This window comes from Kitasatospora sp. NPDC054768, from assembly GCF_053612025.1.
In genome coordinates, this window is record NZ_JBSHBN010000111.1 from 4,012 (window position 1) to 28,689 (window position 24,678).

22 protein-coding genes and 1 tRNA gene are annotated in these 24,678 nt (G+C 73.2%); 10 read left to right on the top strand and 13 right to left on the bottom strand.

Going from position 1 to position 24,678, the window contains the following annotated elements; all coding sequences use genetic code 11:
- Both dhaL and dhaK read right to left on the bottom strand, forming a co-directional pair.
- On the bottom strand, positions 1 to 467 hold a 467-nt coding region (gene dhaL / locus ACWGKU_RS27815; protein ID WP_452191609.1), incomplete at its 3' end, for a dihydroxyacetone kinase subunit DhaL.
- Positions 468 to 487: 20 nt separating this feature from the next.
- Complete coding sequence (gene dhaK / locus ACWGKU_RS27820; RefSeq protein WP_359910555.1) at positions 488 to 1,480, bottom strand: dihydroxyacetone kinase subunit DhaK; 993 nt, start codon at positions 1,478 to 1,480, stop codon at positions 488 to 490.
- 157 nt (positions 1,481 to 1,637) lie between these two features.
- On the opposite strand from dhaK, the gene dhaM reads away from it, so the two are divergent.
- A complete protein-coding gene (gene dhaM, locus ACWGKU_RS27825) occupies positions 1,638 to 2,030 on the top strand; it encodes a dihydroxyacetone kinase phosphoryl donor subunit DhaM (RefSeq protein WP_359910558.1) in 393 nt (130 codons plus the stop codon).
- Positions 2,031 to 2,090: 60 nt separating this feature from the next.
- Here dhaM and ACWGKU_RS27830 read toward each other — a convergent pair whose 3' ends face one another.
- Positions 2,091 to 3,803 (bottom strand): bifunctional 3'-5' exonuclease/DNA polymerase, encoded by a 1,713-nt coding sequence (locus tag ACWGKU_RS27830; RefSeq protein WP_452180202.1) that lies wholly within the window; start codon positions 3,801 to 3,803, stop codon positions 2,091 to 2,093.
- 241 nt (positions 3,804 to 4,044) lie between these two features.
- On the opposite strand from ACWGKU_RS27830, the gene ACWGKU_RS27835 reads away from it, so the two are divergent.
- Complete coding sequence (locus ACWGKU_RS27835; RefSeq protein WP_452180201.1) at positions 4,045 to 6,069, top strand: M3 family metallopeptidase; 2,025 nt, start codon at positions 4,045 to 4,047, stop codon at positions 6,067 to 6,069.
- A gap of 72 nt (positions 6,070 to 6,141) precedes the next feature.
- Here the strand turns inward: ACWGKU_RS27835 and ACWGKU_RS27840 are convergent, their stop codons facing one another.
- Positions 6,142 to 7,599, bottom strand: a complete 1,458-nt coding sequence (locus ACWGKU_RS27840) for a cellulase family glycosylhydrolase (RefSeq protein WP_452180200.1) — start codon at positions 7,597 to 7,599, stop codon at positions 6,142 to 6,144.
- A gap of 186 nt (positions 7,600 to 7,785) precedes the next feature.
- Positions 7,786 to 8,409 carry a TetR family transcriptional regulator gene (locus tag ACWGKU_RS27845; RefSeq protein ID WP_387685401.1) on the bottom strand — a complete coding sequence of 208 codons (624 nt, stop codon included), beginning with the start codon at positions 8,407 to 8,409 and terminating at the stop codon, positions 7,786 to 7,788.
- 134 nt (positions 8,410 to 8,543) lie between these two features.
- Between ACWGKU_RS27845 and ACWGKU_RS27850 the strand changes: the two genes are divergently transcribed.
- Positions 8,544 to 9,770: an acyl-CoA dehydrogenase family protein gene (locus tag ACWGKU_RS27850; protein ID WP_387685403.1), complete on the top strand. Its 1,227-nt coding sequence runs from the start codon at positions 8,544 to 8,546 to the stop codon at positions 9,768 to 9,770.
- A 1-nt stretch (position 9,771) separates the two neighbouring features.
- Here ACWGKU_RS27850 and ACWGKU_RS27855 read toward each other — a convergent pair whose 3' ends face one another.
- From ACWGKU_RS27855 to ACWGKU_RS27865, 3 genes are all read right to left on the bottom strand, one after another.
- Positions 9,772 to 10,377 carry a phosphatase PAP2 family protein gene (locus ACWGKU_RS27855; protein ID WP_452180199.1) on the bottom strand — a complete coding sequence of 202 codons (606 nt, stop codon included), beginning with the start codon at positions 10,375 to 10,377 and terminating at the stop codon, positions 9,772 to 9,774.
- 72 nt (positions 10,378 to 10,449) lie between these two features.
- Positions 10,450 to 11,259, bottom strand: a complete 810-nt coding sequence (locus ACWGKU_RS27860) for an enoyl-CoA hydratase/isomerase family protein (protein ID WP_452180198.1) — start codon at positions 11,257 to 11,259, stop codon at positions 10,450 to 10,452.
- 35 nt (positions 11,260 to 11,294) lie between these two features.
- Positions 11,295 to 11,984 carry a TetR family transcriptional regulator gene (locus ACWGKU_RS27865; protein ID WP_359910581.1) on the bottom strand — a complete coding sequence of 230 codons (690 nt, stop codon included), beginning with the start codon at positions 11,982 to 11,984 and terminating at the stop codon, positions 11,295 to 11,297.
- A 187-nt stretch (positions 11,985 to 12,171) separates the two neighbouring features.
- On the opposite strand from ACWGKU_RS27865, the gene ACWGKU_RS27870 reads away from it, so the two are divergent.
- A complete protein-coding gene (locus ACWGKU_RS27870) occupies positions 12,172 to 13,776 on the top strand; it encodes an MFS transporter (RefSeq protein WP_401050979.1) in 1,605 nt (534 codons plus the stop codon).
- A gap of 118 nt (positions 13,777 to 13,894) precedes the next feature.
- On the opposite strand, the gene ACWGKU_RS27875 is transcribed toward ACWGKU_RS27870, so the two are convergent.
- Positions 13,895 to 14,449, bottom strand: coding sequence for a GNAT family N-acetyltransferase (locus tag ACWGKU_RS27875; protein WP_380550310.1), 555 nt, complete (start codon positions 14,447 to 14,449; stop codon positions 13,895 to 13,897).
- 75 nt (positions 14,450 to 14,524) lie between these two features.
- Between ACWGKU_RS27875 and ACWGKU_RS27880 the strand changes: the two genes are divergently transcribed.
- Entirely contained in the window at positions 14,525 to 15,130 is a 606-nt protein-coding gene (locus tag ACWGKU_RS27880) for a TetR/AcrR family transcriptional regulator (protein WP_380550313.1), read from the top strand.
- A 297-nt stretch (positions 15,131 to 15,427) separates the two neighbouring features.
- Here ACWGKU_RS27880 and ACWGKU_RS27885 read toward each other — a convergent pair.
- A tRNA-Arg gene (locus tag ACWGKU_RS27885) sits at positions 15,428 to 15,503 on the bottom strand.
- A 657-nt stretch (positions 15,504 to 16,160) separates the two neighbouring features.
- Between ACWGKU_RS27885 and ACWGKU_RS27890 the strand changes: the two genes are divergently transcribed.
- From ACWGKU_RS27890 to ACWGKU_RS27910, 5 genes are all read left to right on the top strand, one after another.
- Positions 16,161 to 16,781 carry a single-stranded DNA-binding protein gene (locus tag ACWGKU_RS27890; protein WP_401054821.1) on the top strand — a complete coding sequence of 207 codons (621 nt, stop codon included), beginning with the start codon at positions 16,161 to 16,163 and terminating at the stop codon, positions 16,779 to 16,781.
- Positions 16,782 to 17,138: 357 nt separating this feature from the next.
- On the top strand, positions 17,139 to 18,575 hold the full coding sequence (locus tag ACWGKU_RS27895) for a Cys-Gln thioester bond-forming surface protein (protein ID WP_401054820.1): 1,437 nt from the start codon (positions 17,139 to 17,141) through the stop codon (positions 18,573 to 18,575).
- 272 nt (positions 18,576 to 18,847) lie between these two features.
- Positions 18,848 to 20,512, top strand: a complete 1,665-nt coding sequence (ettA, locus tag ACWGKU_RS27900; protein WP_452180877.1) for an energy-dependent translational throttle protein EttA — start codon at positions 18,848 to 18,850, stop codon at positions 20,510 to 20,512.
- Positions 20,513 to 20,654: 142 nt separating this feature from the next.
- The gene (locus ACWGKU_RS27905) at positions 20,655 to 21,098 is read left to right on the top strand and encodes an acyl-CoA thioesterase (protein WP_359910602.1); all 444 of its coding nucleotides are present in this window, start codon (positions 20,655 to 20,657) and stop codon (positions 21,096 to 21,098) included.
- 29 nt (positions 21,099 to 21,127) lie between these two features.
- Positions 21,128 to 21,820 carry a hypothetical protein gene (locus tag ACWGKU_RS27910; RefSeq protein ID WP_387685422.1) on the top strand — a complete coding sequence of 231 codons (693 nt, stop codon included), beginning with the start codon at positions 21,128 to 21,130 and terminating at the stop codon, positions 21,818 to 21,820.
- A gap of 90 nt (positions 21,821 to 21,910) precedes the next feature.
- On the opposite strand, the gene ACWGKU_RS27915 is transcribed toward ACWGKU_RS27910, so the two are convergent.
- The 3 genes from ACWGKU_RS27915 to ACWGKU_RS27925 form a co-directional block, all read right to left on the bottom strand.
- Positions 21,911 to 22,315 carry a globin gene (locus ACWGKU_RS27915; RefSeq protein WP_387685424.1) on the bottom strand — a complete coding sequence of 135 codons (405 nt, stop codon included), beginning with the start codon at positions 22,313 to 22,315 and terminating at the stop codon, positions 21,911 to 21,913.
- 90 nt (positions 22,316 to 22,405) lie between these two features.
- Positions 22,406 to 23,542 carry an ABC transporter permease gene (locus ACWGKU_RS27920; protein ID WP_401049965.1) on the bottom strand — a complete coding sequence of 379 codons (1,137 nt, stop codon included), beginning with the start codon at positions 23,540 to 23,542 and terminating at the stop codon, positions 22,406 to 22,408.
- On the bottom strand, positions 23,539 to 24,456 hold the full coding sequence (locus ACWGKU_RS27925; protein ID WP_359910612.1) for an ABC transporter ATP-binding protein: 918 nt from the start codon (positions 24,454 to 24,456) through the stop codon (positions 23,539 to 23,541). The genes ACWGKU_RS27920 and ACWGKU_RS27925 overlap by 4 nt, the downstream gene beginning before the upstream one ends.
- Positions 24,457 to 24,678 lie beyond the last annotated feature (222 nt).

Below are 24,678 nucleotides of genomic sequence, written 5' to 3' on the forward strand. Positions count from 1 at the left end.
GCCGCGGCCGCCGACGCGGGAAGGCCGGCGCCGGTGGCGGCCGCCGCGCGGAACGCGGCGACGGCCGGGGTCCAGGCGTCCACGATGGTCTTGTCGCCGGGTTCGGCCTTGCCGAGGAGGCGGACGGCGTCCAGGCCCGCCGACAGGGCCTCGGCGACGTCGGCCGGCCCGGCCGGTTCGGGCAGGGCGGCGCCGATGGCGCGGAAGGCCTTGCCGTAGAGCGGGCCGGAGGCGCCGCCGACCTTGGAGATGAGCGTGCTGCCGGTCCTGGTGAGGACGGCGCCGGGGCCGGCCGGCCGGAGGCCGTCCAGGGCGGACAGGGCGGCGGCGAAGCCGCGCCGGAGGTTGCTGCCGTGGTCGCCGTCGCCGATCGCGGAGTCCAGCTCGGTGAGCCGGGACTGCTCCTTCTCGACGGCCGCGGCGATCGCTCGGATCCAGGCCTCGGCCAGCGGGGTGTCGAAGTCCATCGGGTCTCCTTCGGTGCGGCTCAGCGCTTCAGGGCGGGGGTGTCGACCGGGGCGTCCCAGAGTTCCAGCAGCTGGGCGTCGGCCTTGGTGAGGGTGAGCGAGAAGCCCGCCATGTCGAGGCTGGTGACGTAGTTGCCGACCAGGCTGCGGGCCACCGTGATGCCGCGCTCGGCGAGCCTGGCGGCGACCTCGCCGTAGACCACGTACAGCTCCAGCAGCGGGGTCGCGCCGAGGCCGTTGAGCAGGGCGATCACCTCGTCGCCCGGGGTCAGGTGGTGGTCGGCCAGGACGGTCTCGACCACCTCGGCGGCCAGCTCGCGGGCCGGGCGGAGCTTCTCCCGCCGGCGGCCGGGCTCGCCGTGGATGCCGACGCCGACCTCGATCTCGTCCTCGGGCAGGTCGAAGCCGGGCTTGCCGGCGGCCGGGACGGTGGCCGCGGTGAGCGCGATCGCGAAGGAGCGGGAGGCGGCGTTGACCCGCTCGCCCAGGGCGGCGACCTCGTCCAGCGGGGCTCCGCGCTCGGCCAGCGCGCCGGCCGTCTTCTCCACCAGCACGGTCGCGCCGGTGCCCCGGCGCCCGGCCGTCCAGGTGGAGTCCTCGACCGCGACGTCGTCGTTGACCAGGACGGTGCGGACCTCCAGGCCCTCCTCGGCGGCGAGTTCGGCGGCGAGCTCGAAGTTCATCACGTCGCCGGTGTAGTTCTTCACCACGAAGACCACGCCGGCGCCGTTCTCCACGGCCTTGGCGGCGGCCAGCATCTGGTCCGGGACGGGCGAGGTGAACACCTCGCCGGGGCAGGCGGCGTCGAGCATGCCCGGGCCGACGAAGCCGCCGTGCAGCGGCTCGTGGCCGGAGCCGCCGCCGGAGATCAGCGCGACCTTGGGACCGGCCGGGCGGGCGGCCCGGGTGATCACCCGGTTGGGGACGTCCACCGCCAGCTCCGGATGGGCGGCGGCGATTCCGGCCAGCGCGTCCTCCAGGACGCTCTCCGGGGTGTTGATCAGCTTCTTCAACGCTCTTCGCTCCCTTGGTGACCGGGGTGAGGACGCCACGGCGGTCGATGCCGTCGACCCGACGCTACGCCAGACGGGGGTGGGGGGCACGGGGTGCGACACGCGGGATTCCGATCACTCTCCCGGAGCAGTCGGTTCCGGCCGTAGGGTCGGCCGCATGAGTGAGAACGTGGGCATTGTTCTGGTCTCGCACAGCGCCCGGCTCGCGGAGGGGCTGCGCGAGCTGCTCGGCGAACTCGCCCCGGACGGCGTGCGGGTGGTCGTCGCGGGCGGCACCGAGGACGGCGGGCTCGGCACCAGCTACGACCTGATCGCCGGGGCGATCGCGCGGGCCGACGCCGGGGCGGGCGTGGTCGTGCTGCCGGACCTCGGCAGCTCGGTGCTCACCGCCGTCACGGTGCTGGAGGACGAGCCGCGCCCCGGCGTGCGGCTGGCGGACGCGCCGTTCGTGGAGGGCGCGGTGGCCGCCGCCGTCACCGCCTCGACCGGGGCGGACCTGGCCGAGGTGGTCGCGGCGGCCGAGGACGCGCGCGGGTTCAGGAAGCTCTGACCGTCCGGCGCAGGGCCGCCCGGGGCCGGGCCGGACGGTGCGGGCGCGCCCGGCGTCCGCTCACTTGGCGTCCGCGTAGCAGTCCACCACCGCCGTGCTGAGCGGGAAGCGCACCGGGGTGTCGCCGAACACCAGCCGGCGGGCCTCGTCGGCCGCCTCGGCGACGGCGGCGGCCACCTCGTCGGCGAGGTTCGCCGGGGTGTGCACGACCACCTCGTCGTGCTGGAAGAACACCAGGTGAGGGCGGTCCGCCGGGCCGGACGCCGGCAGGTCGTTCAGCCGGCGGCGCAGCGCGGCGAGCAGGGCCAGCGCCCAGTCGGCGGCGCTGGCCTGGATGACGAAGTTGCGGGTGAACCGGCCGCGGGCACGGGCGGTGCGGCCGCCGGCCTCGCCCGCGGCGTCCCCCTCGGTGAGGTCGAGGAAGTCGGCGGAGGCCGGCGGGCAGACCCGGCCGAGCCGCGAGGCGACCACGCCGCCGTCCTCGCCGGTGCGGGCGGCGGCCTCGACGTAGCCCATCGCGGCCGGGTAGCGCCGGTGCAGGGTGTTGAGCAGCGGGCCGATGTCGCCGCTGGTCTGGCCGTACATGGCGCCGAGCAGGCCGAGCTTGGCCTTGTCCCGGTCGCCCTGGAAGGCGTGGGCGGCGAGCGCCTCGTACAGGTCGCCGCCGGCGGCGGTGCGGGCCAGCCCGGCGTCCTGGGAGAGCGCGGCGAGCACCCGGGGCTCCAGCTGGGCCGCGTCGGCGACGACCAGCAGCCAGCCCGGGTCGGCGACCACGGCGCGGCGCAGGATCCGCGGGATCTGCAGGGCGCCGCCGCCGCGGCTGGCCCAGCGGCCGGAGACCACGCCGCCGACCACGTACTCGGGCCGGAAGCGGCCGCCGCGGGCCCAGGCGTCCTGCCAGGCCCAGCCGTGCGCGACGTGGATCCGGGACAGCTCCTTGTAGCGGACCAGCAGCTGCGCGGCCGGGTGGTCGATGCCCTTGAGCTCCCAGGAGCGGGTGGAGCCGAGCTGGATGCCCGCCTCGGCGAAGGCGCGCAGCACCTGGGTGTGGGAGTCGGGGTTGAAGGGCTTGGCGCCGAGCGCCTGCTGGAGGTTGACGGCGAGCTCGGCGAGGATCCTGGGCTGGGTGCCGGGGACGGTCGGGCGGGGGCCGAGCAGCTCGGTGAGCAGGTGGTCGTGGACGTCGGCCCGCCAGGGCAGGCCGTCGTGGGCCATCTCGGCGGCCACCAGGGCGCCGGCCGACTCGGCGGCGACCAGCAGCCGGAACCGCTGCCGGGCGCCCGGGTCGGCGAGGGCGGCGATCCGGCGCTGCTGTTCGGCGTGGACGGCGACCACGGCCGCCAACGGGTCGGCGCCGGGCGGCAGTTGCAGCCGGTCGGGGGCGAACAGGGTGTCCTGGCCGTCGTCGGCGTCGGACAGGCCCGGTTCGGGCAGGTCCGCCGGGACGGGCAGGCCGCGCAGCCGGGCCCAGGCGGCGCCGAGCGACCGGGGCGCGCCGAACCGGCCCTCGTGCGCCAGCAGCAGCGCCTCGACCAGCCGCAGGTCGTGGCCGCGGGCGAGCCGGTCGGGCAGCTGCGGCAGCAGCGGGGCGTACCCGGAGTCGGTGGCGGCCCAGACCCAGCGCGGGTGGTCGGCGGCCTCCCGGGAGGCGACGGCGGTGGCGAGGTCGCGGACGGTCTCCGGCGGGCCGAGCGGGGCGCCCGCGTCGTCCAGTGCCTGGAGCCGGCCGCCGGGGCCGTGCGGGTCGGGCGCGAGGGCGGTCCTGGGTGCCACGGGGGCTGCTCCTCTCCGGCGCGCGGTCGGGCGTGCGGGGACGGGTACGGGGGGTGCGGGCCCGCGGGCGGGCGCGCGGCGGCCCGCGACCGACGGGCCCGCGCCGTCGACGTTAACGGGTGGGTGTGACAACGCGTGGCAGGCGGGCACGGCGGCGCCCGGCGGGACGGCCCCGGCGGGTGTTCCGCAGGGGTGGTGAACCGCGTGGGCAGGGCGGGTGACACGGCGTAGGGTTCGCGAAATGACCGAGAACCCGTTCTTCCAGGCCAGTCCGCTGGTCTACGAGCTCCCGCCGTTCGCCGAGATCCGCGAGGAGCACTACCTGCCCGCGTACGAGCGGGGAATGGCCGAGCAGCTGGCCGAGATCGCGGCGATCACCGCCGACCGGAGCCTGCCGACCTTCGAGAACACCCTGGTGGCCCTGGAGCGCTCCGGGGAACTGCTGCGCCGGGTCGACGCGGTGTTCCGCAACCAGTCCTCCTCGGACACCACCGACGTGCTGGACGAGGTGGAGGCGAAGGTCAGCCCGCTGCTCGCCGCCCACCACGACGCCATCCACCTGGACCTCGCGCTGTTCGCCCGGATCGAGGCGCTCCACGAGGCCCGCGCCGGGCTCGGACTGGACCCGGAGTCGCTGCGGCTGCTGGAGCGCCGGTACACCGCCTTCGTGCGCTCCGGTGCCCGGCTGGGCGAGGCCGAGCAGGCCCGGCTGCGCGAGCTGAACGCCGAACTCGCGGCGCTCGGAACGACGTTCCAGCAGAACGTGAACGCCGCCACCCGCTCCGCCGCGCTGGTGCTGGACTCCGCCGGGGAACTGGCCGGACTGTCCGAGGGCGCCGTCGCCGGGGCCGCGGAGAACGCCCGGGTGCTCGGCCGCCCGGGCGGCTACGTGCTGAGCCTGCGGAGCACCTCCGGCCAGGCCGAACTGGCCCGGCTCGACGACCGCTCGGTGCGCGAGCGGCTGCTGGCCGCCTCGCTCGGCCGGGGCGCCGAGGACAACGGCCCGCTGGCGATCCGGATGGCAACGCTGCGCGCCGAGCGGGCCGCGCTGCTGGGGTACCCGAGCCACGCCGCGTACGTGGTGGCGGACGAGACGTCCGGCACCGTCGAGGCGGTCTCCGGCCTGCTGTCCCGGCTGGTCGGCCCGGCCGTGGCGATGGCCCGGCGGGAGGCCGGGGAGCTGGCCCGGGCGGCCGCCGCGGACGGGATCGGGGAGCTCGCCGCGCACGACTGGGCGTACTACTCGGAGAAGGTCCGGCAGAGCTCCTACCAGGTGGACGCGGCGGTGCTGCGCCCGTACTTCGAGCTGGAGCGGGTGCTGCGGGACGGCGTCTTCTTCGCCGCGAACCTGGCGTACGGGGTGAGCTTCACCGAGCGGCCGGACCTGACGGCCCACCACCCGGACGCCCGGGTCTTCGAGGTGTTCGAGGAGGACGGCAGCCCGCTGGGCCTGTTCATCGGCGACTTCCACGCCCGGGCGTCCAAGCGCGGCGGTGCCTGGATGGACGCGCTGGTCTCCCAGTCCGGGCTGACCGGGCAGCGGTCGGTGGTGCTGAACAACCTCAACATCCCGCGTCCGGCGCCCGGCGAGCCGGTGCTGATGGACTGGGACGAGGTGCGCACGCTGTTCCACGAGTTCGGGCACGCGCTGCACGGGCTGTTCTCGGACGTGCGCTACCCGCTGTTCTCGGGCACCGCGGTGCCCCGGGACTTCGTCGAGTTCCCCTCGCAGGTCAACGAGATGTGGATGGTCCGGCCCGAGGTGCTGGCCAACTACGCCCGCCACCACGCGACCGGGGAGCCGCTGCCGGCCGAGCTGGTCGAGCGGATGACGGCGGCCGAGGGCTTCGGGCAGGGCTTCCGGACGGTCGAGTGCCTGGCGGCCACGCTGCTGGACTGGGCCTGGCACACCGTGCCGCAGGGCGAGGAGATCGCGGACGCCGAGGAGTTCGAGGCGCGGGCGCTCGCGGCGGCCGGGATCGCGGTGGACGCGATCCCGCCGCGCTACCGGACGGCGTACTTCCAGCACATCTTCTCCAGCGGCTACAGCGCGGCGTACTACGCGTACATCTGGTCGGAGGTGCTGGACGCCGACACCGTGCAGTGGTTCGAGGGCAACGGGCGCCCGGTGCGGGAGAGCGGCGAGCTGTTCCGGCGGGAGCTGCTGGCGCGCGGGTTCAGCCGGGACCCGCTGGAGTCCTTCCGCGCGGTGGTCGGCCGGGCGCCGGAGACCGGGCCGCTGCTGGCCCGCCGGGGACTGGCGTGACCGTCCCGCGCGTGCTGCTCGTTCCGTTCGGCCCGCTCGGCCCGCTCGTTCCGCTCGTTCCGCTCGGTCCGCTCATCGAGCGGTGAGCGTGACCGTCACGGTTGTGCCCCGGTGGGCGTGCGGGAGCCGGACGCGTACGGTTCCCGCCCGCCCGCCGGTCGGCTGTTCGACCTCGACCCGGGCGCCGGCGGGGGCGACGGTGACATCGGCCCCGTGCGGGAACGCGGCCGGGGGCAGCAGGATCTCGCTGCCGCGCCCGGTGCCGTCCGAGCGCCAGCCCACGGTGGTGGCGGCCGTCCGGACCTCGGTGCCCGCGACGGCCACCGGGTACGGGCCGAAGGCGGGTTCGTCGCCGGGGGCGGGGCGTCCGGCCGGGTCGAGCGCGCAGTAGCCGCCGGTGCCCCGGCACCAGTACCACATCGTCCAGCCCTCGGCGAAGCCGTCCATCGCGGTGACCTGACGGCGGACCAGCTCGGCGTTGCCCGGGGTGCGGGAGTTCGGCGGGCCCCACTCGCCGACCAGGACGGGCAGGCGGTGGGCGGCCGGGTAGCCGGTGATCGCGGCGGTGTACTGCTCCACGAAGCCGCCGGCCGGGTCCCAGTCGGCGCCGCCCTCGACCGCGGTGTCGTAGAAGTGCGGCGCGTAGCCGAGCCGGGGTGCGCCGGGGCGCGGGTCGGCGAAGCCGGGCAGCCGGGTGGGTACGCCCTGGCCGACCAGCACGGTCGGCTCCACGAACAGCCAGGAGCGGGAGTCGACCCGGCGCACGGCCGTGATCAGGCGGCGGTACATGTCGGCGAGCCGGCCCTGCTCCAGGGCGGCGGAGGCGGCGGCCAGCACGGCCGGGTCGCTCGGGTCGCCGTCCACCGGGCCGAACGGCTCGTTGAACAGGTCGTAGCCCAACAGTGAGCTGTGGCCGCGCAGTTCGCGGGCGAGCCGGGTGTAGAAGTCGGCCTGCCAGGCGCGCAGGTCGGGGTCGTCGTAGAGGTGCCGGAAGGCGGCCTGGACGGCGGGCTGGAAGTAGCCGGCGAACCAGTCGTCCGGGTCGGGGGTGAACGGCAGGTCGTCGTCCCGGGTGGCCCAGACGGGCACGCCGTTGGTGCCGCCGCCGAACTTCGGCCCGTAGACGTCCTGGTGGAAGTCGATCAGGACCAGCAGGCCCAGCCGGTCGGCCCGGTCGAGGAGCCGCTGCACGCGGTGCAGTTCGGCGGGGTCGAGGCGGCCGCGCCCGGGCTCCAGCCTCGTCCAGGAGACCGGCAGCCGCACCAGGGTGAAGCCCTGGGCGGCGACGGAGTCGAGGTCGGCGGGGGTGGCCTCGGCGTACTTGTCGAGGTTGAAGCCGCGCAGCCGCAGGCGGCGGCCCTGGGCGTCGGTGAGGGAGGTGCGGCCGTCGGCGGCGGTGACCGTGCCGGTGGGGAAGCGGTCCGGGGCGGGGGAACGGCCCGGCTGCCCGCCGTGGGCCGAGGCCGGGACGGCGGTGAGGACGGCGGTGGCGGCGAGCAGCAGGGCGACGGCGGTGCGGCGCAGGCGCATCGGGGACCTCGCACGGCAGGGGTGGGGGTGGGGCCCGATGATGCCCGGACTGTCGTGCGCGGCACAAGAGTTCGGGCGCCGGACGGTTCCCTCGGCGGTCGGCGGTCGGCGGTCGGCGTTCGGCGGTCGGCGGTCGGCTCGGGGAGGGGCGCTCCGGTCGGCGGACGCTGTCGGGCGACGCGGGCCTCAGTCGGCGGTCGGCTCGGGCGCGGTCGGCGGGACGGCGGTCGGCAGGTCCGCGGCGGCGGCGAGTCGGCCCCAGAGCAGGTCGGCCAGCGCCTGCACCATCCGGGTGCGGGAGCAGGGCCTGGTCTCCAGCCACCAGTCCCCGGCGGCCAGCACCATGCCGGTGATGCCGCGGCCCCAGGCCTCGGCGAGCAGGTCGCGGTCGGCGCCGAGGTCGACCTGGCTCCGCACGGCCCTGGTGATCTCCTCGGCGATCTGCTTGAGCGCGGGGGCGAGCGCGTTGCCCGCGCTGCTGGGGTCGCCGGGCTCGGGGTGGGTGAGCAGCCGGTAGACCTGGGGGCGGGCCTCGATGCCGGCGAGGTAGGTGTCCAGGACGTGTTCGACCCGGTCGCGGCGTTCCAGCGGTTCGGCGAGGGCGGCCCGGACGGCGGCCAGCAGCCCGCCGGTGTGACGTTCGGTCAGGGCTCTGATCAGGCCGTTCCGGTCGCCGAAGTGGCGGTAGAGGATCGGTTTGGTGATCCCGGCCTCGGCGGCGATGGCGTTCATGCTGGCGCCCGGCCCCTCGCGCTGGATGACCCGGTCGGCGGCGTTGAGCAGCTGCTCGCGGCGGGGCTCTCGGGACATGCGCTGCTCCTCGGGATCGGGTTCGGCGGGGTCTGCCTGGGCGTTGACACCGGTTACCAATCAGTAGCAGACTCCCACGATGTTACCCGAGGTAACACCCCGGTCGGCCGCACACGTCTTCGGAGGCACGCACCATGAGCAGCACGTTCTCGCTGGACCCGGGCGCGGACCAGCTCGCCGTACGCGACTGGCTGCACGGCTTCGCCGCCGACGTGATGCGCCCGGCCGCGGCCGAGTGGGACGAGCGCGAGGAGACCCCCTGGCCGGTCATCCAGGAGGCCGCCAAGCTGGGCATCTACTCGCTGGACTTCTACGCCCAGCAGTACTTCGACCCCTCCGGCGTCGGCATCCCGATCGCCATGGAGGAACTGTTCTGGGGCGACGCCGGCATCGGGCTGTCCATCGTCGGCACCACCCTGGCCGCCGTCGCGGTGCTGGCCAACGGCACCGACGAGCAGATCGGCACCTGGACCCCGCAGATGTTCGGCACGCCCGAGGACGTCAAGGTGGCGGCCTTCTGCTCCTCCGAGCCGGACGCCGGCTCCGACGTCTCGGCGCTGCGCACCCGGGCGGTGTACGACGAGGCCGCGGACGAGTGGGTGCTGAACGGCACCAAGACCTGGGCCACCAACGGCGGGATAGCCGCCGTCCACGTGGTGGTCGCCACCGTTGACCCGGCGCTCGGCGCGAAGGGCCAGGCCTCCTTCGTCGTCCCGCCCGGCACCCCCGGACTGAGCCAGGGCCAGAAGTTCAAGAAGCACGGCATCCGCGCCTCGCACACCGCCGAGGTCGTGCTGGACGGCGTCCGGGTGCCCGGCAGCTGCCTGCTCGGCGGCAAGGAGAAGCTGGACGAGCGCCTGGCCCGGGCCCGCGAGGGCGTCAAGCGCCCGGGGGGCAGGGGCAACGCGGCGATGGCCACCTTCGAGGCCTCCCGTCCGGCCGTCGGCGCGCAGGCGATCGGCATCGCCCGGGCCGCGTACGAGGTGGCGCTGGACTACGCGAGGACGCGCGAGCAGTTCGGCCGGCCGATCATCGACAACCAGGGCGTGGCCTTCCAGCTCGCCGACATGAGGACCCGGATCGACGCGGCCCGGCTGCTGGTGTGGCGCGCCTCCTGGATGGCGGCCAACAACCAGCCCTTCACGGCGGCCGAGGGCTCGATGTCCAAGCTGTACGCCGGTGAGACCGCCAAGTACGTGACCGCGCAGGCGATGCAGATCCTCGGCGGCAACGGCTTCACCCGGGAGTACCCGGTGGAGCGGATGCACCGGGACAGCGCGATCTACTCGATCTTCGAGGGGACCAGCGAGATCCAGCGGCTGGTGATCGCCCGGGCGATCTCGGGGGTGCCGATCCGCTGACTCAGCGGGCCAGCCAGAAGGTGAGCCCGGCGGTGAGCGCGCCCACCACCGCGCCGACGACCGTCTGCGCGGCGGTGTGGTCCCGCAGCACCACCCGGGACCAGCCGATCGCCGGAACCAGCGGGGCGAGCAGCAGCCAGAGCGGGCCCAGTGCGATGGCGAGGCAGACCACCGCGCCGGTGGCCACGGCGGTGTGGACGGAGACCTTCCACCAGGCGGTGATCACCAGGATCGGGACCAGCGAGGCGAACATCGCCAGGACCAGCGCGGTCAGGTCGGCCGGGGCGTCCAGTCCGATCATCACCGCGAAGCTGAGCAGCACCGAGCCCATGATGAGCGGGAAGACGGTCAGCCGGCGCTGCCGGTGGCCGACGTGGCGGTCCGCCACGGTGCCCTTGCGCATGCCGTGCCGGATGATCAGGGTCGGGACGACGGCGGCGAACAGGATGGCGAACAGCGCCCAGCCGATGCCCGGCAGGCCGTAGCGGAGGCCGCCCAGCACCGGGAGCAGCGCGATGATCACGTTCTTCGGCTCCAGGCCGTCGGTGATCCGGCGGGCCCAGATCGTCCGGCTGGTGGGGGCGGTGGGCGCGGCCTCGGTCGTCATCGGGGTGGGTGCTCCGGGGGCGTGAAGGGGCGTGAAGGGGCGGTCCGGTGGCGGGTTGGTGGCGGGCCCGGCTCAGAACCGGGCGGGACGGCCCTCCAGGAAGGCCGTCAGGCCCTCGCGGATGTCCGAGCCCTCCCGGGAGCGGAGCAGCCAGGGGGCCAGGACCTCGTCCGCCCGCTCGGGCGGGGCGTCCAGGACGGCCTTGGCCGCGCCGATGGTCTGGGTCGAGCGGAGGGTCAGCACCCGGGCGAAGTCCAGTGCGGCGGCGTCCAGTTCGGCGTCCGGCAGGACGCGTTCGGCGAGGCCCAGCGGCAGGGCGTCCCGGCCGGCCACCAACTCGCCGGAGAACAGCAGGTACTTGGCCCGGGCCGGGCCGATCAGCCGGGACAGCCGTACGGTCGGCACCGCCGAGTAGACCACGCCGAGCTTGGCCGGGGTGATCCCGAGCCGGGCGTCCTCGGCGACGAACCGCAGGTCGCAGGCGACGGCGAGCTGGCAGCCGCCGCCGACGCAGGCACCGTGCACCACGGCGAGGGTCGGGTGCGGGAAGGCCGCCAGCGCCTCCTCGGCGGCGACGTTGGTCGCGTGGTAGGCCTCCGCGCGCTCCGGATCGCCGTACACCTCGGAGAGTTCGGCGATGTCCGCGCCCGCGCTGAAGGTGTTGCCGGCGCCGGTGAGCAGCAGGACGCGCACGCCCTCGTGGCCGGCCAGCTGCTCCAGCACCTTGGGCAGCGCCTGCCAGATCGCCAGGGTCACCGCGTTGCGGCGGTGCGGGCGGGCGAACTCCAGGACGGCGACGCCGTCCTCGCCGACGTACGCGTTGAGGCCCTCGGCCTGCGCGGGCAGGGCGGAGCGGTCCCGCGTGAGCAGCGGCTGGTCCATGCGCACCTCCGGTCGGTCGTGGTGCGCCAACTCTCTCAGGCGGCACGGGTGCAGTAGTCGCCGAGGCCGTGTTCGAGCAGGGCGAAGGCGCGGCGGGCCTCCTCCAGCGCGGTGGGCAGGGCGTCGGCGGCCCGCTCACCGGCGAGCATCCGCCGGTGGTTGGCGGCGATCAGCGCGACCCGGACGGCCAGCGCCTGGGCGGTGGCGACCCGGGCGGTGAGCTCGTCGTGGGCCGGGTCCTGGGCGATCAGTTCGGCGGAGAGCGCGGCGTGCGCCAGCAGGTCGAAGCCGTGGGTGGCCCGGGCGGTCAGTGCCGGGGTGCGGTGGATCAGCCGGACCACGTCGAGCACGATCCGGTCGTCGTTCAGTCCGGAGGCCGGGTCGAAGCGTTCCAGCGCGGCGAGGAACTGCTCGCGCAGCGCCGTCGCCGCGGAGCTGCCCGGGGCGCGGTCGCGCACCGCCCGGGCGGGCTCGTCGAGGTGCTGCTCCATCGGGCGCATGACCAGCTCTTCCTTGGTGGGGAAGTAGTTGAAGACGGTCATCTTGGACACCTCGGCGGCGGCGGCGATCTCCGCGACCGAGACCTGGTCGAAGCCGCGCTCGGTGAAGAGCGCGATGGCCGTGCGGAAGATCCGCATGCCGGTCTGGAGCTTCTTGCGCTCGCGCAGCGGGAGCGCGTCCAGGTCGACGTCGGAGCCGGGGTCCTGTGCGGGTCGCATCGCCATGCTGGGGACTGTACCAGGCTCAAATGTTGACCGGTCCGAAAGATTGGTCAGGTAGAAAGATTGGCTGGGCTGAAAGATTGGTCGGGATGAAGAATTGACCGGGTACAAAAATGCTGCCATGGTGAGGACGCGCCGCCGGCCACCCCGGCCCCGACGCGAACTCGACCGACCCTGGGGGGACTTGACCATGGCCACCGCCGTACCCGCACCGCCCGACGCCACCGCGCCGATGACACCCGGCCGACGCAGGGCGGGCATGCTGCTCTGCCTGGTCACGATCGTGCTGGCCGTGCTCGACATGAACATCGTCTCGGCGGCCACCGTGCCGATCGTCCGCGACCTCGACCCGGTCCACGGCGTCGACCGGCTGCCCTGGCTGATCAGCGCGTTCGCCCTCGCCGCCACCGCGCTGCTGCCGCTCTACGGCAAGCTGTGCGACTCCTACGGCGCCAAGCGCGTGCTCCTCGGGGCGGTCGCCACCTTCACGCTCGGTTCGGCGCTGTGCGGAGCGGCGCAGTCGATGGGCCAGCTGATCGCCTTCCGGGCCGTCCAGGGCATCGGCGGCGGCGGGCTGATGAGCGTCACCATGGTCGTCATCGCCCAGTTCAAGGAGCCGGGCGGGCGCGCCAACGCCAAGGGCAGCGCCATGGGCGGGATCGTCGCGGGACTGGGCATGTCGGTCGGCCCGCTGGTCGGGGGGCTGCTCGCCGACCACGTCAGCTGGCGCTGGATCTTCTACGTCAACCTGCCGCTCTGCCTGGTGGTGCTGGTCGGTGTCGCCCTGGTGATCAGGCTGCCGAGGGCGACCGGCCGCGGCGGCCTGGACTTCCTCGGCTCCGCCCTGGCCGCGGCGTTCGCGGTCGGGCTGCTGCTGGTCACCGAGTGGGGCGGCAAGGACTACGCCTGGACGTCCCCGGTGATCCTCGGGCTGGCCTTCGGCACGGTCGCCGCGTTCGGCCTCTTCCTGTGGCGCCAGGCCGTCGCCGCCGCGCCGGTGCTCCCGCTGTCGCTGTTCCGGATCCCGGTGGTGCGGCTGGGCTTCGCGATCCAGGGCCTGGTCGGGATGGGCATGATCGGCGCGATCGTCCAGGTGATGCTCTACCTCCAGCTCGCCCGGGGCGTCGCCCCGACCACCGCCAGCCTGTACCTGATCCCGATGGCGGCCGGGATGACGGTCTCCGGCCTGGCCGTCGGCCGGCTGCTCGCCCGGGGCCACTCGCTGGGGACCTTCCTGCTGGCCGGCGCGGGCTGCGCGGCGCTCGCCCTGCTGCTGCTCGGCCTGAGCGGGCCGACCACCGCGCTGCCCGCGGTGATGGCCGAACTCGCCCTGCTGGGCTGCGGGTTGGGTCAGCTGATCGGCCAGCTGATCGTGGTGGTGCAGCAGGCCGCGCCGGTGCACCAGCTGGGCGTGGCGACCACCGGCATCCGGTTCTTCCAGAACCTCGGCAACGCGCTGGGGGCGGCGGTGTTCGGCACCGTGCTGACCAGGGTCTTCGCGGACGGCGAGCAGGGCCGGCCGCTGGGCGCCGTCCGGACGCTCACCGGGACCGCGCGCGAGCACGCGGTGCGCAGCTTCACCGACGCCGTGGACGTGGTCTTCCTGTCGGCCGGCGGGGTGCTGGTGCTGGTGGTGCTGCTGGTGTGGCGGCTGCGGGTGGTCGGCGGCGCGGCCCTGGATGCGGATGCGGGTGCGGATGCGGGTGCGGTCCCGGGTGCCGGGGAGGGCGGGGCCGCCGAGCCGCCGGCCGGGGTGGCGGCGGAGCGCCCGGCGGTCGGGGCCCGGGCGGCCTGAGCGAGGGAGTTCGAGCGGGGCGGTGTTCGAGCGAGGGGGTTCGAGCTGGACGGTGTTGGAGCGGCGGGGCCCGGTGGCACGGAGGTGTCCACCGGGCCCCGCCGCTTTCGCGGGCGGCTCAGCCCTGGGCGGCGGCCGTCCACTCGGAGGCCAGGATGGCCCAGATCTCCTTGTCGTAGCGGACCCCGTTGTACGGGTACCACTCGCGCAGCACGCCGTCGCGGGTCATGCCGACCCGCTCGGCGACGGCCCGGCTGCGGGCGTTGACGGAGGAGCACCACCACTCGGCGCGGTGCATTCCGCGGGTGGCGAAGGCGTAGTCGAGCAGCAGCTTGACGGCGGCGGTGATCAGCCCGTGGCCCTCGCCGGCCGGTTCCGTCCAGGCGCCGATCTCGCAGACGCCGGACCGGGCGTCGAAGCTCACGAACATCACGCCGCCGACCAGCGTGCCGTCCAGCCAGATGCCGTAGATCCGCTTCTGGTCGGCGTTCAGGCCGTCGGAGTAGCGCTGGAGGGTGGCGCGGGCGGAGTCCAGGTCGACCGAGAAGGTCGCCCAGGGGATCCACGGGTCGGTGTGGGCGCGGGCGCGGTCGAGGTGGGTCAGGAACTCGGGGGCCTGCCAGGGCTCCAGCGGGCGCAGTTCGGCGTTCTCGGTGAGCGGTACGGCAAACACGGGCGGCCTTTCACGGGTGGTGCTGAGGTTGGCGGAACCATTCATAACAAACGTTTGGTATGTACGATAGCCCCCATGACACCGGCCCGTGGAGACCATGACGCCCGACGCTCGGATGTTTCCGAGGGGGTGTGGCGGGTGCTCTCCACCCGGGGCTTCGAGGGGCTGACCCTGCGCGCGGTGGCCGCCGAACTGGGTGCCTCCACCGGGATGCTGACGCACTACTTCCCGAACAAGCGGGCGCTGCTCAGCCATGCGCTGGAGGAGCTGGACCGGCGCTCGCTGGCCCGGCCCCGGCGCACCGCCCCGGCCGACGGCCAGCCGCCGGCCGGGCTGGCCCGGGTGCGGGCCTCGCTCCTGGACGTGCTGCCGCTGGACGGCGAGGCCGCGGCCGACAACCGGATCTGGGTCGGCTCCTGGGACCACGCCCTGGCCGACCCGGAGCTGGCGGCCGCGCACGCGGGCCGCTACGCGCGCTCGCGCACCGCGCTCACGGCGCACGTCGCGGACGCCCAGCGACTGGGGGAGCTCCCGGCGCAGGCCGACCCGGCGGCGCTCGCCGCGGGGGCGCAGGCCTTCGTGCTGGGTCTGGTGGTGCAGGCGCTGTTCGCTCCGGAGGAGTTCCCCGCGGAGCGGCAGGCGGAGCTGCTGGACGCCTATCTGGCCGGGCTGGCGGGCTAGGCGGGTCCGAGCCGGAGTGCGCCGGTCCGGTCCGGTCCGGTCGGATCGGATCGGGTCCGACCGGCTCGGCCGTCGGGGACGGCGCGTGCTCCGACGCGTGCGGGGCGGGGGATTCACCGGGAATTCCGGTTGTTCCGATTGACCCCGTTTTCGGTCCTGTTTCACGGCGGCCGCGATACGCATCGTCACGAGTTCTGCGCGAAGGGTGCGCGGAACGGTTGGTGTACGGGATGACCGGGTGGTCCGGAACGGACACGGATGGTGTCCGCCGGAGCGGTGGCCTGCGGAATTGCCGGATGGTGCCCCCAGCAGGATTCGAACCTGCGACCTACCGCTTAGAAGGCGGGTGCTCTATCCGCTGAGCTATGGGGGCGGGACGGGCGGCGCCCTGGCGGGCGCGACCGTGGCCGGGATCGGGCTGGCGGGCGCCGGGGCGCGCGCTGTCCGGCCCCGTACCTGAGGGTGGGGGTGGGGGTGGTGGGCCCTCGCCCTGTCGGGGACAGGATAAGGGTGACCGCTTCCCCGGCCGGGTGTGACGACACCGCCGTTGGTGTGTCGGTTCGGTGGAGCGGTCCGATAATCGCAGGTGAAGGCCGTGAGTGCAGCGGTCTGGGAGTGTTCCGCGCCGGACGTTGTGCAGTCGTTACGGGGCTGCCTCCTCACCCGTTATGGATTCGGCACGGAGAATGTGCCGCCGACGGGGCGGGTGGGGGGTCTTTATCGCCGTTGCGCCGGTCGGATGACGTGCGCGGACGGCCGTCCGGGTGCGTTCCGGAGCCTGTTCCCCGGTGGCTTCCGGGGCGTGCCGGCGGGGCGGCGAGCAGCGGGTTTGTTGTCATGGCCGCGAAGATTCGGGCCATGCAGAGGCTGCGGGAGGCTGAAATTCACCCCCGCGAGTGACAAAAGTTTCCACAGGCCCGAGTTATCCACAGGATTTCGGAACTCGGTGGCCGGGATTTCCCCCGAAGTGCACGCTCAAGGCGCACCGGTCGATTCCGTACGGTGCATCGGCGGGAACGGAGGGTGTGCCGTGAACGAGACGCATGTGACGGTGGTCGGCAATGTGGCGACGGAGGTGAGCTACGGCGAAACCGGCGGCGGGGTGCCGATGGCCAACTTCCGGCTCGCCTGCACCGAGCGGCGGTACGACCGGCAGCGCGAGTGCTGGGTGGACGGCGAGACGCAGTGGGTGACGGTGACGGCCCGGCGGGCGCTGGCGGTCAATCTGATCGGCTCGCTGGCCAAGGGGGATCCGGTGCTGGTGAGCGGCCGGCTGCGGGTGCGGGAGTGGGCGGACGGGGAGGTGAGGCGCAGCCGGGCCGAGATCGACGCGCGATCGGTCGGACACGACCTCACCCGTGGTACCACGGCGTTCCGGTGGGCGGCGGGGGTGCGCGGGCAGCCGCCGGGCGGCCCCGGGCCGGCCGGGGCGGAGACGGGTGACGAGGTGGTGCCGGAGTGGATCGTCAGCGCGGTGGAGGCGCGCAGGGGCTCCTCGTCGCGGTCCGGGGCGGGCTCCCCGGCGACCCCGGCGGCGGTGGCGGCACCCGCCGTGCGGGCGCTGCCGCCCGGCGGGAGGCCGGTCGCGGGGGAACCGGGGGAGGTGGACGGGAGGGCACGGGGAGGTGGCGCCGCGGATGTGCCGACCTGACCGGTCGGGTGACCTTCCCTGTCGACAAATATGTTGATCGAGAACGTCGTTGCGCCCGCACGCGCAATCCGACCGCATAACAGAAAACCGTCCGTGAGTTTCTGTCGGGCCGTCAGCTTGTGTGGGACCTGAGGGGATTGATAACGATCCAGATACGGAATCGTCCTGATTTCGCATGGGGGTTTCGGGGCCTCCGGGGCTCAATAGGATTCGTCTGGTTCATACCCGCAGCAGTGCCACAGGGGGCACGCGCGGATCGGCAAGTCGGCGGGGACTGCCCACTCGGTGCGGCCCGGCCCGGAGGGATCCCAGATGTTCCAGAGGCAGGGGCTGAGTCTGTCCCGGATAACCACTGTCATGCTCACGACCAGCTTGGCGCTGGGCGGAGGCCTGTTCGCGGCCGGTGCGGCGGCCGCGGCCGGCGCACCGACCTCGGGCGTGACCGCCGAGGTCCAGAACGAGATGCTCGGCGAGAAGATCGACGTCGAGGGCAAGGGGACCGTCGACGGCGGCCTGTTCACCCTCAAGACGGACGCGGGCGAGAAGCTCCGGACGTACTGCATCGACTTCGACAACCCGGTCTACCTGGACAGCAACGCCAAGTACCACGAGGCGGACTGGGCCGCGAGCTCGCTCAACAGCAACGCGAACGCCCCCAAGATCCGCTGGATCCTGGACAACTCGTACCCGCAGGCCAGCCTGGCCTCCCTGGCCACGGCCATCCACGTCGACGGTCTGAGCGAGGCGGACGCCGCCGCCGGCACCCAGGCCGCGATCTGGAAGTTCTCGGACAACAAGAACGCCGTCCCGCGCAACGACAAGGCCAAGAAGCTCCGCGACTACCTCGTCGGCGACGCCAACAAGGGTGTCGCGGCCGAGCCGAAGCCCTCGCTGACCCTCGCCCCGGACTCGGTCTCCGGCAAGTCGGGCGGCAAGCTCGGCCCGTTCCTGCTGAACTCCAGCGCGAACGAGGTCAAGCTGACCGTCACCGGCGACGCCGCGGACAAGGTCAAGCTGCTGGACAAGGACAACAAGCCGGTCGGTGGCGCCCTGGCGGGCCCGATCAACAAGGACACCCCGCTGTACCTGGACGTGCCGGCCGGCACCCCGGACGGCAAGGCCGCCATCAACGCCACCGCCGAGGCCACCGTGCTCAGCGGCCGGGTCTTCATGAGCAAGGTGGACAACCGCGGCCGCCACAGCCAGACCATGATCCTGGCCGGCTCCACCAAGGTGAACGTCGCGGCCGGCGCCAAGGCCACCTGGAAGCAGGGCAAGGGCGCGCTGATCGACAGCTCCGCCAAGGAGGAGTGCGCCAGCAACGGCGTGCGGGTGTCCGTCACCAACACCGGTGACGAGGCGGCCACCGTCACGGTCGGCAAGCAGCAGGTCGCCGTCCAGCCGGGCAAGACCGAGAGCGTGCTCGTCAAGGTCGAGGAGAAGGCGAGCTACGACTTCACCGTGACCGGCCCGAACGGCTACTCCAAGCAGTTCACCGGCGTCCTGGACTGCAAGACCGGCGTGACCCCGACCCCGGCCCCGACCACCCCGGCCGCGACCGGCACCCCGTCCGGCGGCCCGTCCGTGACCCCGTCGGGCACCCCGAGCACCGGTGCCGGCCAGCCGACCCCGGCGACCACCAGCGCCGCCCCCGGCACCGGTGGCCTGGCCCAGACCGGTGCCAATGACTCCACCCCGATCCTCGCCGCCGTCGCCGGTGGCCTGGTCGTGGCCGGTGGCGCCGCCGTCTTCGTCCTGCGCCGCCGCGGCCGTCACGGTCGCACCACCGCCTGAACCGACTGAACCGCCCGAGCGGGCCGGGAGGCGCTGACCTCCCGAGACCCTGAGAGCGGCAACCGGCCCGGCTCCCCGCACCCGTGCGGGGAGCCGGGCCGTCGCGTTCGCGGGGCGGGGCGGAAGGGGCGCTGGTGGCGGGGCCCGGGCGGGCGGGGAGCGGCTCCGGATACCCCCGTGGGGTGACCTGGGCGGTTCGGGCTCCGGGTCGGGTGCGGCACAATGGAAGGCTGCAAGCCGAATTACTCCCGACGACGCCGGAGCGATCTCACGTGGCGGAATACATCTACACGATGCGCAAGGTGCGCAAGGCTCACGGAGACAAGGTCATCCTTGACGACGTGACGCTCAGCTTCCTCCCCGGAGCGAAGATCGGCGTCGTGGGCCCCAACGGCGCCGGTAAGTCCACCGTGCTGAAGATGATGGCCGGCCTGGAGCACCCCTCCAACGGCGACGCCTTCCTCTCGCCGGGCTTCACCGTCGGCATGCTGCTCCAGGAGCCGCCGCTGGACGAGTCCAAGACCGTCCTGGAGAACGTCGAGGACGGCGTCAAGGAGATCAAGGGGAAGCTCAACCGCTTCAACGAGATCGCCGAGCTGATGGCGACCGACTACTCGGACGCGCTGCTGGACGAGATGGGCAAGCTCCAGGAGGACCTGGACCACGCCAACGCCTGGGACCTCGAGGCCCAGCTGGAGCAGGCCATGGACGCGCTGGGCTGCCCGCCCGGCGACTGGCAGGTCACCAAGCTCTCCGGTGGCGAGAAGCGCCGCGTGGCGCTCTGCAAGCTGCTGCTGGAGGCCCCCGACCTGCTGCTGCTCGACGAGCCCACCAACCACTTGGACGCCGAGTCGGTGAACTGGCTGGAGCAGCACCTGGCCAAGTACGCCGGCACCGTCGTCGCCGTCACCCACGACCGGTACTTCCTGGACAACGTGGCCGGCTGGATCCTGGAGCTCGACCGCGGCCGCGCGATCGGCTACGAGGGCAACTACTCCACCTACCTGGAGAGCAAGCAGTCGCGCCTCAAGGTCGAGGGGCAGAAGGACGCCAAGCGCGCCAAGCGCCTCAAGGAGGAGCTGGAGTGGGTCCGCTCCAACGCCAAGGGCCGTCAGGCGAAGTCCAAGGCCCGTCTGGCCCGCTACGAGGAGATGGCGGCCGAGGCGGACAAGATGCGGAAGCTGGACTTCGAGGAGATCCAGATCCCGCCGGGCCCGCGTCTGGGCAGCGTCGTCATCGAGGTCGAGAACCTCAACAAGGCCTTCGGTGAGAAGATCCTGATCGACGACCTGAGCTTCACCCTGCCGCGCAACGGCATCGTCGGCATCATCGGCCCGAACGGCGCCGGCAAGACCACCCTGTTCAAGATGCTCCAGGACCTGGAGACCCCGGACAGCGGCACGGTCAAGGTCGGCGAGACCGTCAAGGTCAGCTACGTCGACCAGACCCGCTCCAACATCGACCCGAAGAAGACCCTCTGGGAGGTCGTCTCCGACGGTCTGGACTGGATCAACGTCGGCCAGGTCGAGATGCCGTCCCGCGCCTACGTGTCGGCCTTCGGCTTCAAGGGCCCGGACCAGCAGAAGCCGGCCGGCGTGCTCTCCGGTGGTGAGCGCAACCGCCTGAACCTGGCGCTCACCCTCAAGCAGGGCGGCAACCTGCTGCTGCTCGACGAGCCCACCAACGACCTGGACGTCGAGACGCTCTCCTCGCTGGAGAACGCCCTGCTGGAGTTCCCCGGCTGCGCCGTGGTCATCTCCCACGACCGCTGGTTCCTGGACCGAGTGGCCACCCACATCCTCGCCTACGAGGGCGACAGCAAGTGGTTCTGGTTCGAGGGCAACTTCGAGTCGTACGAGAAGAACAAGATCGAGCGGCTCGGCGCCGACGCCGCCCGTCCGCACCGGGCCACGTACAAGAAGCTGACCCGAGGCTGACACCCAGCCGTCACAACGGCCCGGCAGACTGCCCTCCGGGGCGGCCTGCCGGGCCGCGGCCCGTCGCCACCGTCCGCCGCGTCGCGTCCCACGCCACCGGCGGTGGACGGCGGCGGGCGACCGGACACCGAGGAGAACTGCCGTGGCTCGCCACATCTACGCCTGCCCGCTGCGCTGGTCCGACATGGACGCCTTCGGGCACGTCAACAACGTGGTCTTCCTGCGCTACCTGGAGGAGGCCCGGATCGACTTCATGTTCACCCAGGCCGCCGCGGCCGGCGCCGGGGAGTTCGCGGGCGGCTCGGTGGTGGCCCGCCACGAGATCGACTACAAGCGTCCGCTGGTGCACCGGCCCGAGCCGGTCACCATCGAGACCTGGGTGACGAAGATCGGCGGCGCCTCGCTGACGGTCTCGTACGAGATCAAGGACGTCGCCGAGGACGGCAGCGACATCGTGTACGTCCGGGCGTCCACCGTGGTCGTCCCCTACGACCTGGCCGAGGGCCGGCCGCGCCGGATCTCGCCGGTGGAGCGGGAGTTCCTCGGCCGCTTCATGGACGTAGAGCCGGCCGTCGCCACCGTCTGACCCCATCTGACGATTCGAGCTGAACCGCTGTGACCATCACCGCCCGTCTCGCCCTGACCGACACCGGGGAGGCCGCCGACCTCTCCGCCTTCCTGCTGCGCCTGCTGCGCTTCGACCGGGCGGCGGCCGTCCGGCTCCAGGCGGTGGGCCCGGGCGACGGCGACGGCGTGCTGGCGGTCTTCGGACGGCTGCCGCTGGGCGGTTCGGGCGCGCTGGCGGTCCGTACCGTGCGGCTGGGCGGTCTGGACGGCCCGGTGGACCTGACCGTCTCGGCGGGCCAGCTGCTGGACGGCGTGGACGCCGAGGCGGGCGCCGTCGCGCTGCCCGCGCCGGTGACCGGCCCGGCCTGGGCCGGGCTGCTGCCGCCGCGCACCGGCTGGCGGCCGGTGGGCGCCCCGCCGGTGGCCGAGGTGTACCCCGAACTCATGGCCGGGGTGCAGGAGTTCCGCGAGCGCAGCGAGGCCGTCCCGGCCCACCACCGCGGCCGCACGGTGCTGGACGCGCTGGCCGACGAGATCTGGTCCCGCCCGGTCACGGTGCTGCCCGAGCTGCCGCTGCGCGCGCTGCACGCCGCGTACGTGATCGGCTTCCTGCGGCCCGGTGCCCCGCTGACCGTGCACCGGGCGGGCGGCTGGTTGCGGCTGAGCGCCCCGGCGGGCTCGGTGGCGGTGCGCACGGTGGCCGCGCCGGGCGCGGGGCTGGGGCTCAGCCCGGTCCGGTAGCCGGGCCCGCAAAACCTCGGCCCGCAAGACCCGGCCCGCAAGCCCGGCCCGCAAGCCCGGGAAGACCCCGGTAAGACCCCGGGAACGGCCTCAGCCCGGGGTGTTGATCATCGAGGCGGCGGCGTAGGTCAGGTACTCGAGCAGCTGCTGCTCGTGCTCGGCCGGCAGCTCCAGGCTCGCCACGGCCGCCCGCATGTGGGTGAGCCAGGCGTCGTGCGCGGCCTTGTCGACCTTGAACGGCGCGTGCCGCATCCGCAGCCGGGGGTGGCCGCGCCGCTCGCTGTAGGTGCGCGGGCCGCCCCAGTACTGCATCAGGAAGAGGGCCATCCGCTCCTCGGCCGGCCCGAGGTCCTCCTCGGGGTACATCGGCCGCAGCAACTCGTCCTCGGCGATGCCCTCGTAGAACCGGTGGGCGAGCCGCCGGAAGGCCGGCTCACCGCCGACCTGGTCGTAGAAGGTCTCCTCGCTCAACGTGCCTCGCCGGATCTCTCTCACCCGACCATGGTCGCAGACGCCGACGGGGTCGTACACCGGGACCAAAGGCGTACGACCCCGTCGGGATCGGTGGACGTCAACCGGGGAGGGTCAGTCCTCCCAGCGGAACAGCTTCCAGGAGATGCCGGTCAGCACGGCCGCGAAGAGCAGCAGGCCGCCCATGGTCGGCAGGGCGTCCATGACGCCGCCGCCGCGGGTGAGCACCGACTGGGCGGAGTTGACCAGGTAGTGCAGCGGCATGACCTCGGAGACGGCCTTCAGCCAGCCCGGGGCGCCGTCCAGCGGGAAGAACGAGCCGGACAGGAAGGACATCGGCAGCACGATGATCTGCGAGATGCCGTTGGCCGCCTCCTCGGTCTTGGCGACCGAGCCGGCCAGCAGGCCGATCGACATGAAGGCGAGCGTCGCGCAGGCCACCAGCGGGATGACCAGCCACCAGTTGCCGGTGAGCTTGAGCCCGAAGAAGCTCGTCGCGACCACCAGGAAGACGGCGGTCTGCAGGAACGCGGTCAGCAGCGAGACCAGGATCCGGGAGCTGACCACGGTTCCGGCGTTGATCGGGGCCAGTCGCAGCCGCCGCAGCACCTTGGACTTGCGCCAGTTGACCAGCGTCAGCGCGGCACCGAACACCGCGCCGGTGGCGACGGCCCAGCCGAGCAGGCCGGGGGTGAGGAACTGGATCGGCTTGAGCGACTTGTCCTCGACCTGCTGGGAGTCCAGCACGAAGGCCGGCTTCTGGCCGGTGGCCGCCTGGTTGGCGGTCTGGACCACCGAGTTGAGGATGCCCTGGAGCGCGCCGGCGCGGACCTGGTCGGCAGCGGTGTAGCGCAGCTCGACCGTGCCGTCCGGGCCCTGCTTGATCAGCGCGTCGTAGTCGCCCTTGCGGACCTTCTCCAGCGTGGCGGCCTCGTCGTCGGTCTTCGTGATGGTGAGGACCTTGTCCAGCCCGGCCCGCTCGTCGCCCTGGATCGAGTCGAACAGCTTCACCGCGCCGACCTGGGCCACCTTGGCGTGGGGGCTGCCGGAGCCCTTGGTCACGCTGCCGAAGAACACCAGGAACACCAGCGGGAACAGCAGGATGAAGAAGGTCGCGGTGCGGTCGCGCTTCATCCCGAGCAGCATGGCGCGGGACAGGCTCCAGAACGCGCTGACCCGCTCCCGCTCGTCGGTGGCGGGGCCGCCGCGCCGGGCCGGGGCCTGCGGCTCGGTGGAGGTGCTGGCGGTCATGCGCGGAACTCCCGTCCGGTCAGCTGGAGGAAGACGTCCTCCAGGGTGGCGCCGCGCACTTCCAGGCCGCGCAGCGCGTTCTGCTCGGCGAGGACGCTGAGCACCGGGGCCGGAACGCGGGTGGAGACGGAGAGCGAGACGGTGTCGTCCTCCAGGTTGGCGATGTCCGCGCCGGCCGCGGTCATCAGCTCCCGGGCCCGGGCGAGCGGGAGTTGGCCGGAGGCCACGCTGATCCGGACGGTGTCGTCGATCTCGCGGATCAGCGCCGCCGGGGCGCCGGTGTGGAGGATCTTGCCGTGGTCCATGATCGAGACCCGGTCGCAGAGCACCTCGGCCTCGTCCAGGTAGTGCGTGGTCAGCACGACCGTGCGGCCCTCGGCGTTGATGTCCCGCAGGAGGTCCCACAGGTTGCGCCGGGACTGCGGGTCGAGTCCGGTGGTGGGCTCGTCCAGGAAGACGAGCTCCGGGTCGTGCGCCAGTGCGCAGGCGATCGACAGGCGCTGGGCCTGGCCGCCGGACATCTGGTCGGTCAGGGTCTCGGCCTTGTCCGAGAGGCCGACCCGCTCCAGCATCGCATCGGCCCGCTTGGGGCCGACCCCGTAGAACGACGCGAAGGTGCGGATGGTCTCCCGGGCCGTCAGTTTCCGGAAGAAAGCGGTCGCCTGGAACTGCACGCCGATTCGCGGCAGCAGTTTCGGATTGCGCGGCCAGGGCTCCATGCCCAGCAGCTGGATCCGGCCCTCGTCCGGTTTCCGGACTCCTTCCAGGATCTCCATCGTGGTGGTCTTCCCGGCGCCGTTGGGGCCCAGGATCCCGTAGAACTCGCCGGCCTCGACGGTGAACGACACCCCGTCGACGGCCTGCACATCCCCGTACCGCTGACGTATGCCGTCAGCGGATATAGCAGCAGTCATGTGGCCTGAGCCTAGGGGCTGCGAAGGCTCCTGTGCACATCCGTGCGAGCGAATTTGCGGATATTTTGAAGAGGACTCAAACAAAGTCGGGGCGGGGGGGTGTGGGATTCCGCCCCGCCCGCCCGGCGTTGGGGGGGTTGGGGCCACAGGGGATTGTGTGGGGGGGTTTATGGCGGGGGGGGCGGGGGGGGGGGTGCAGGGGCCCAGGGGGTTGCGGTCGCC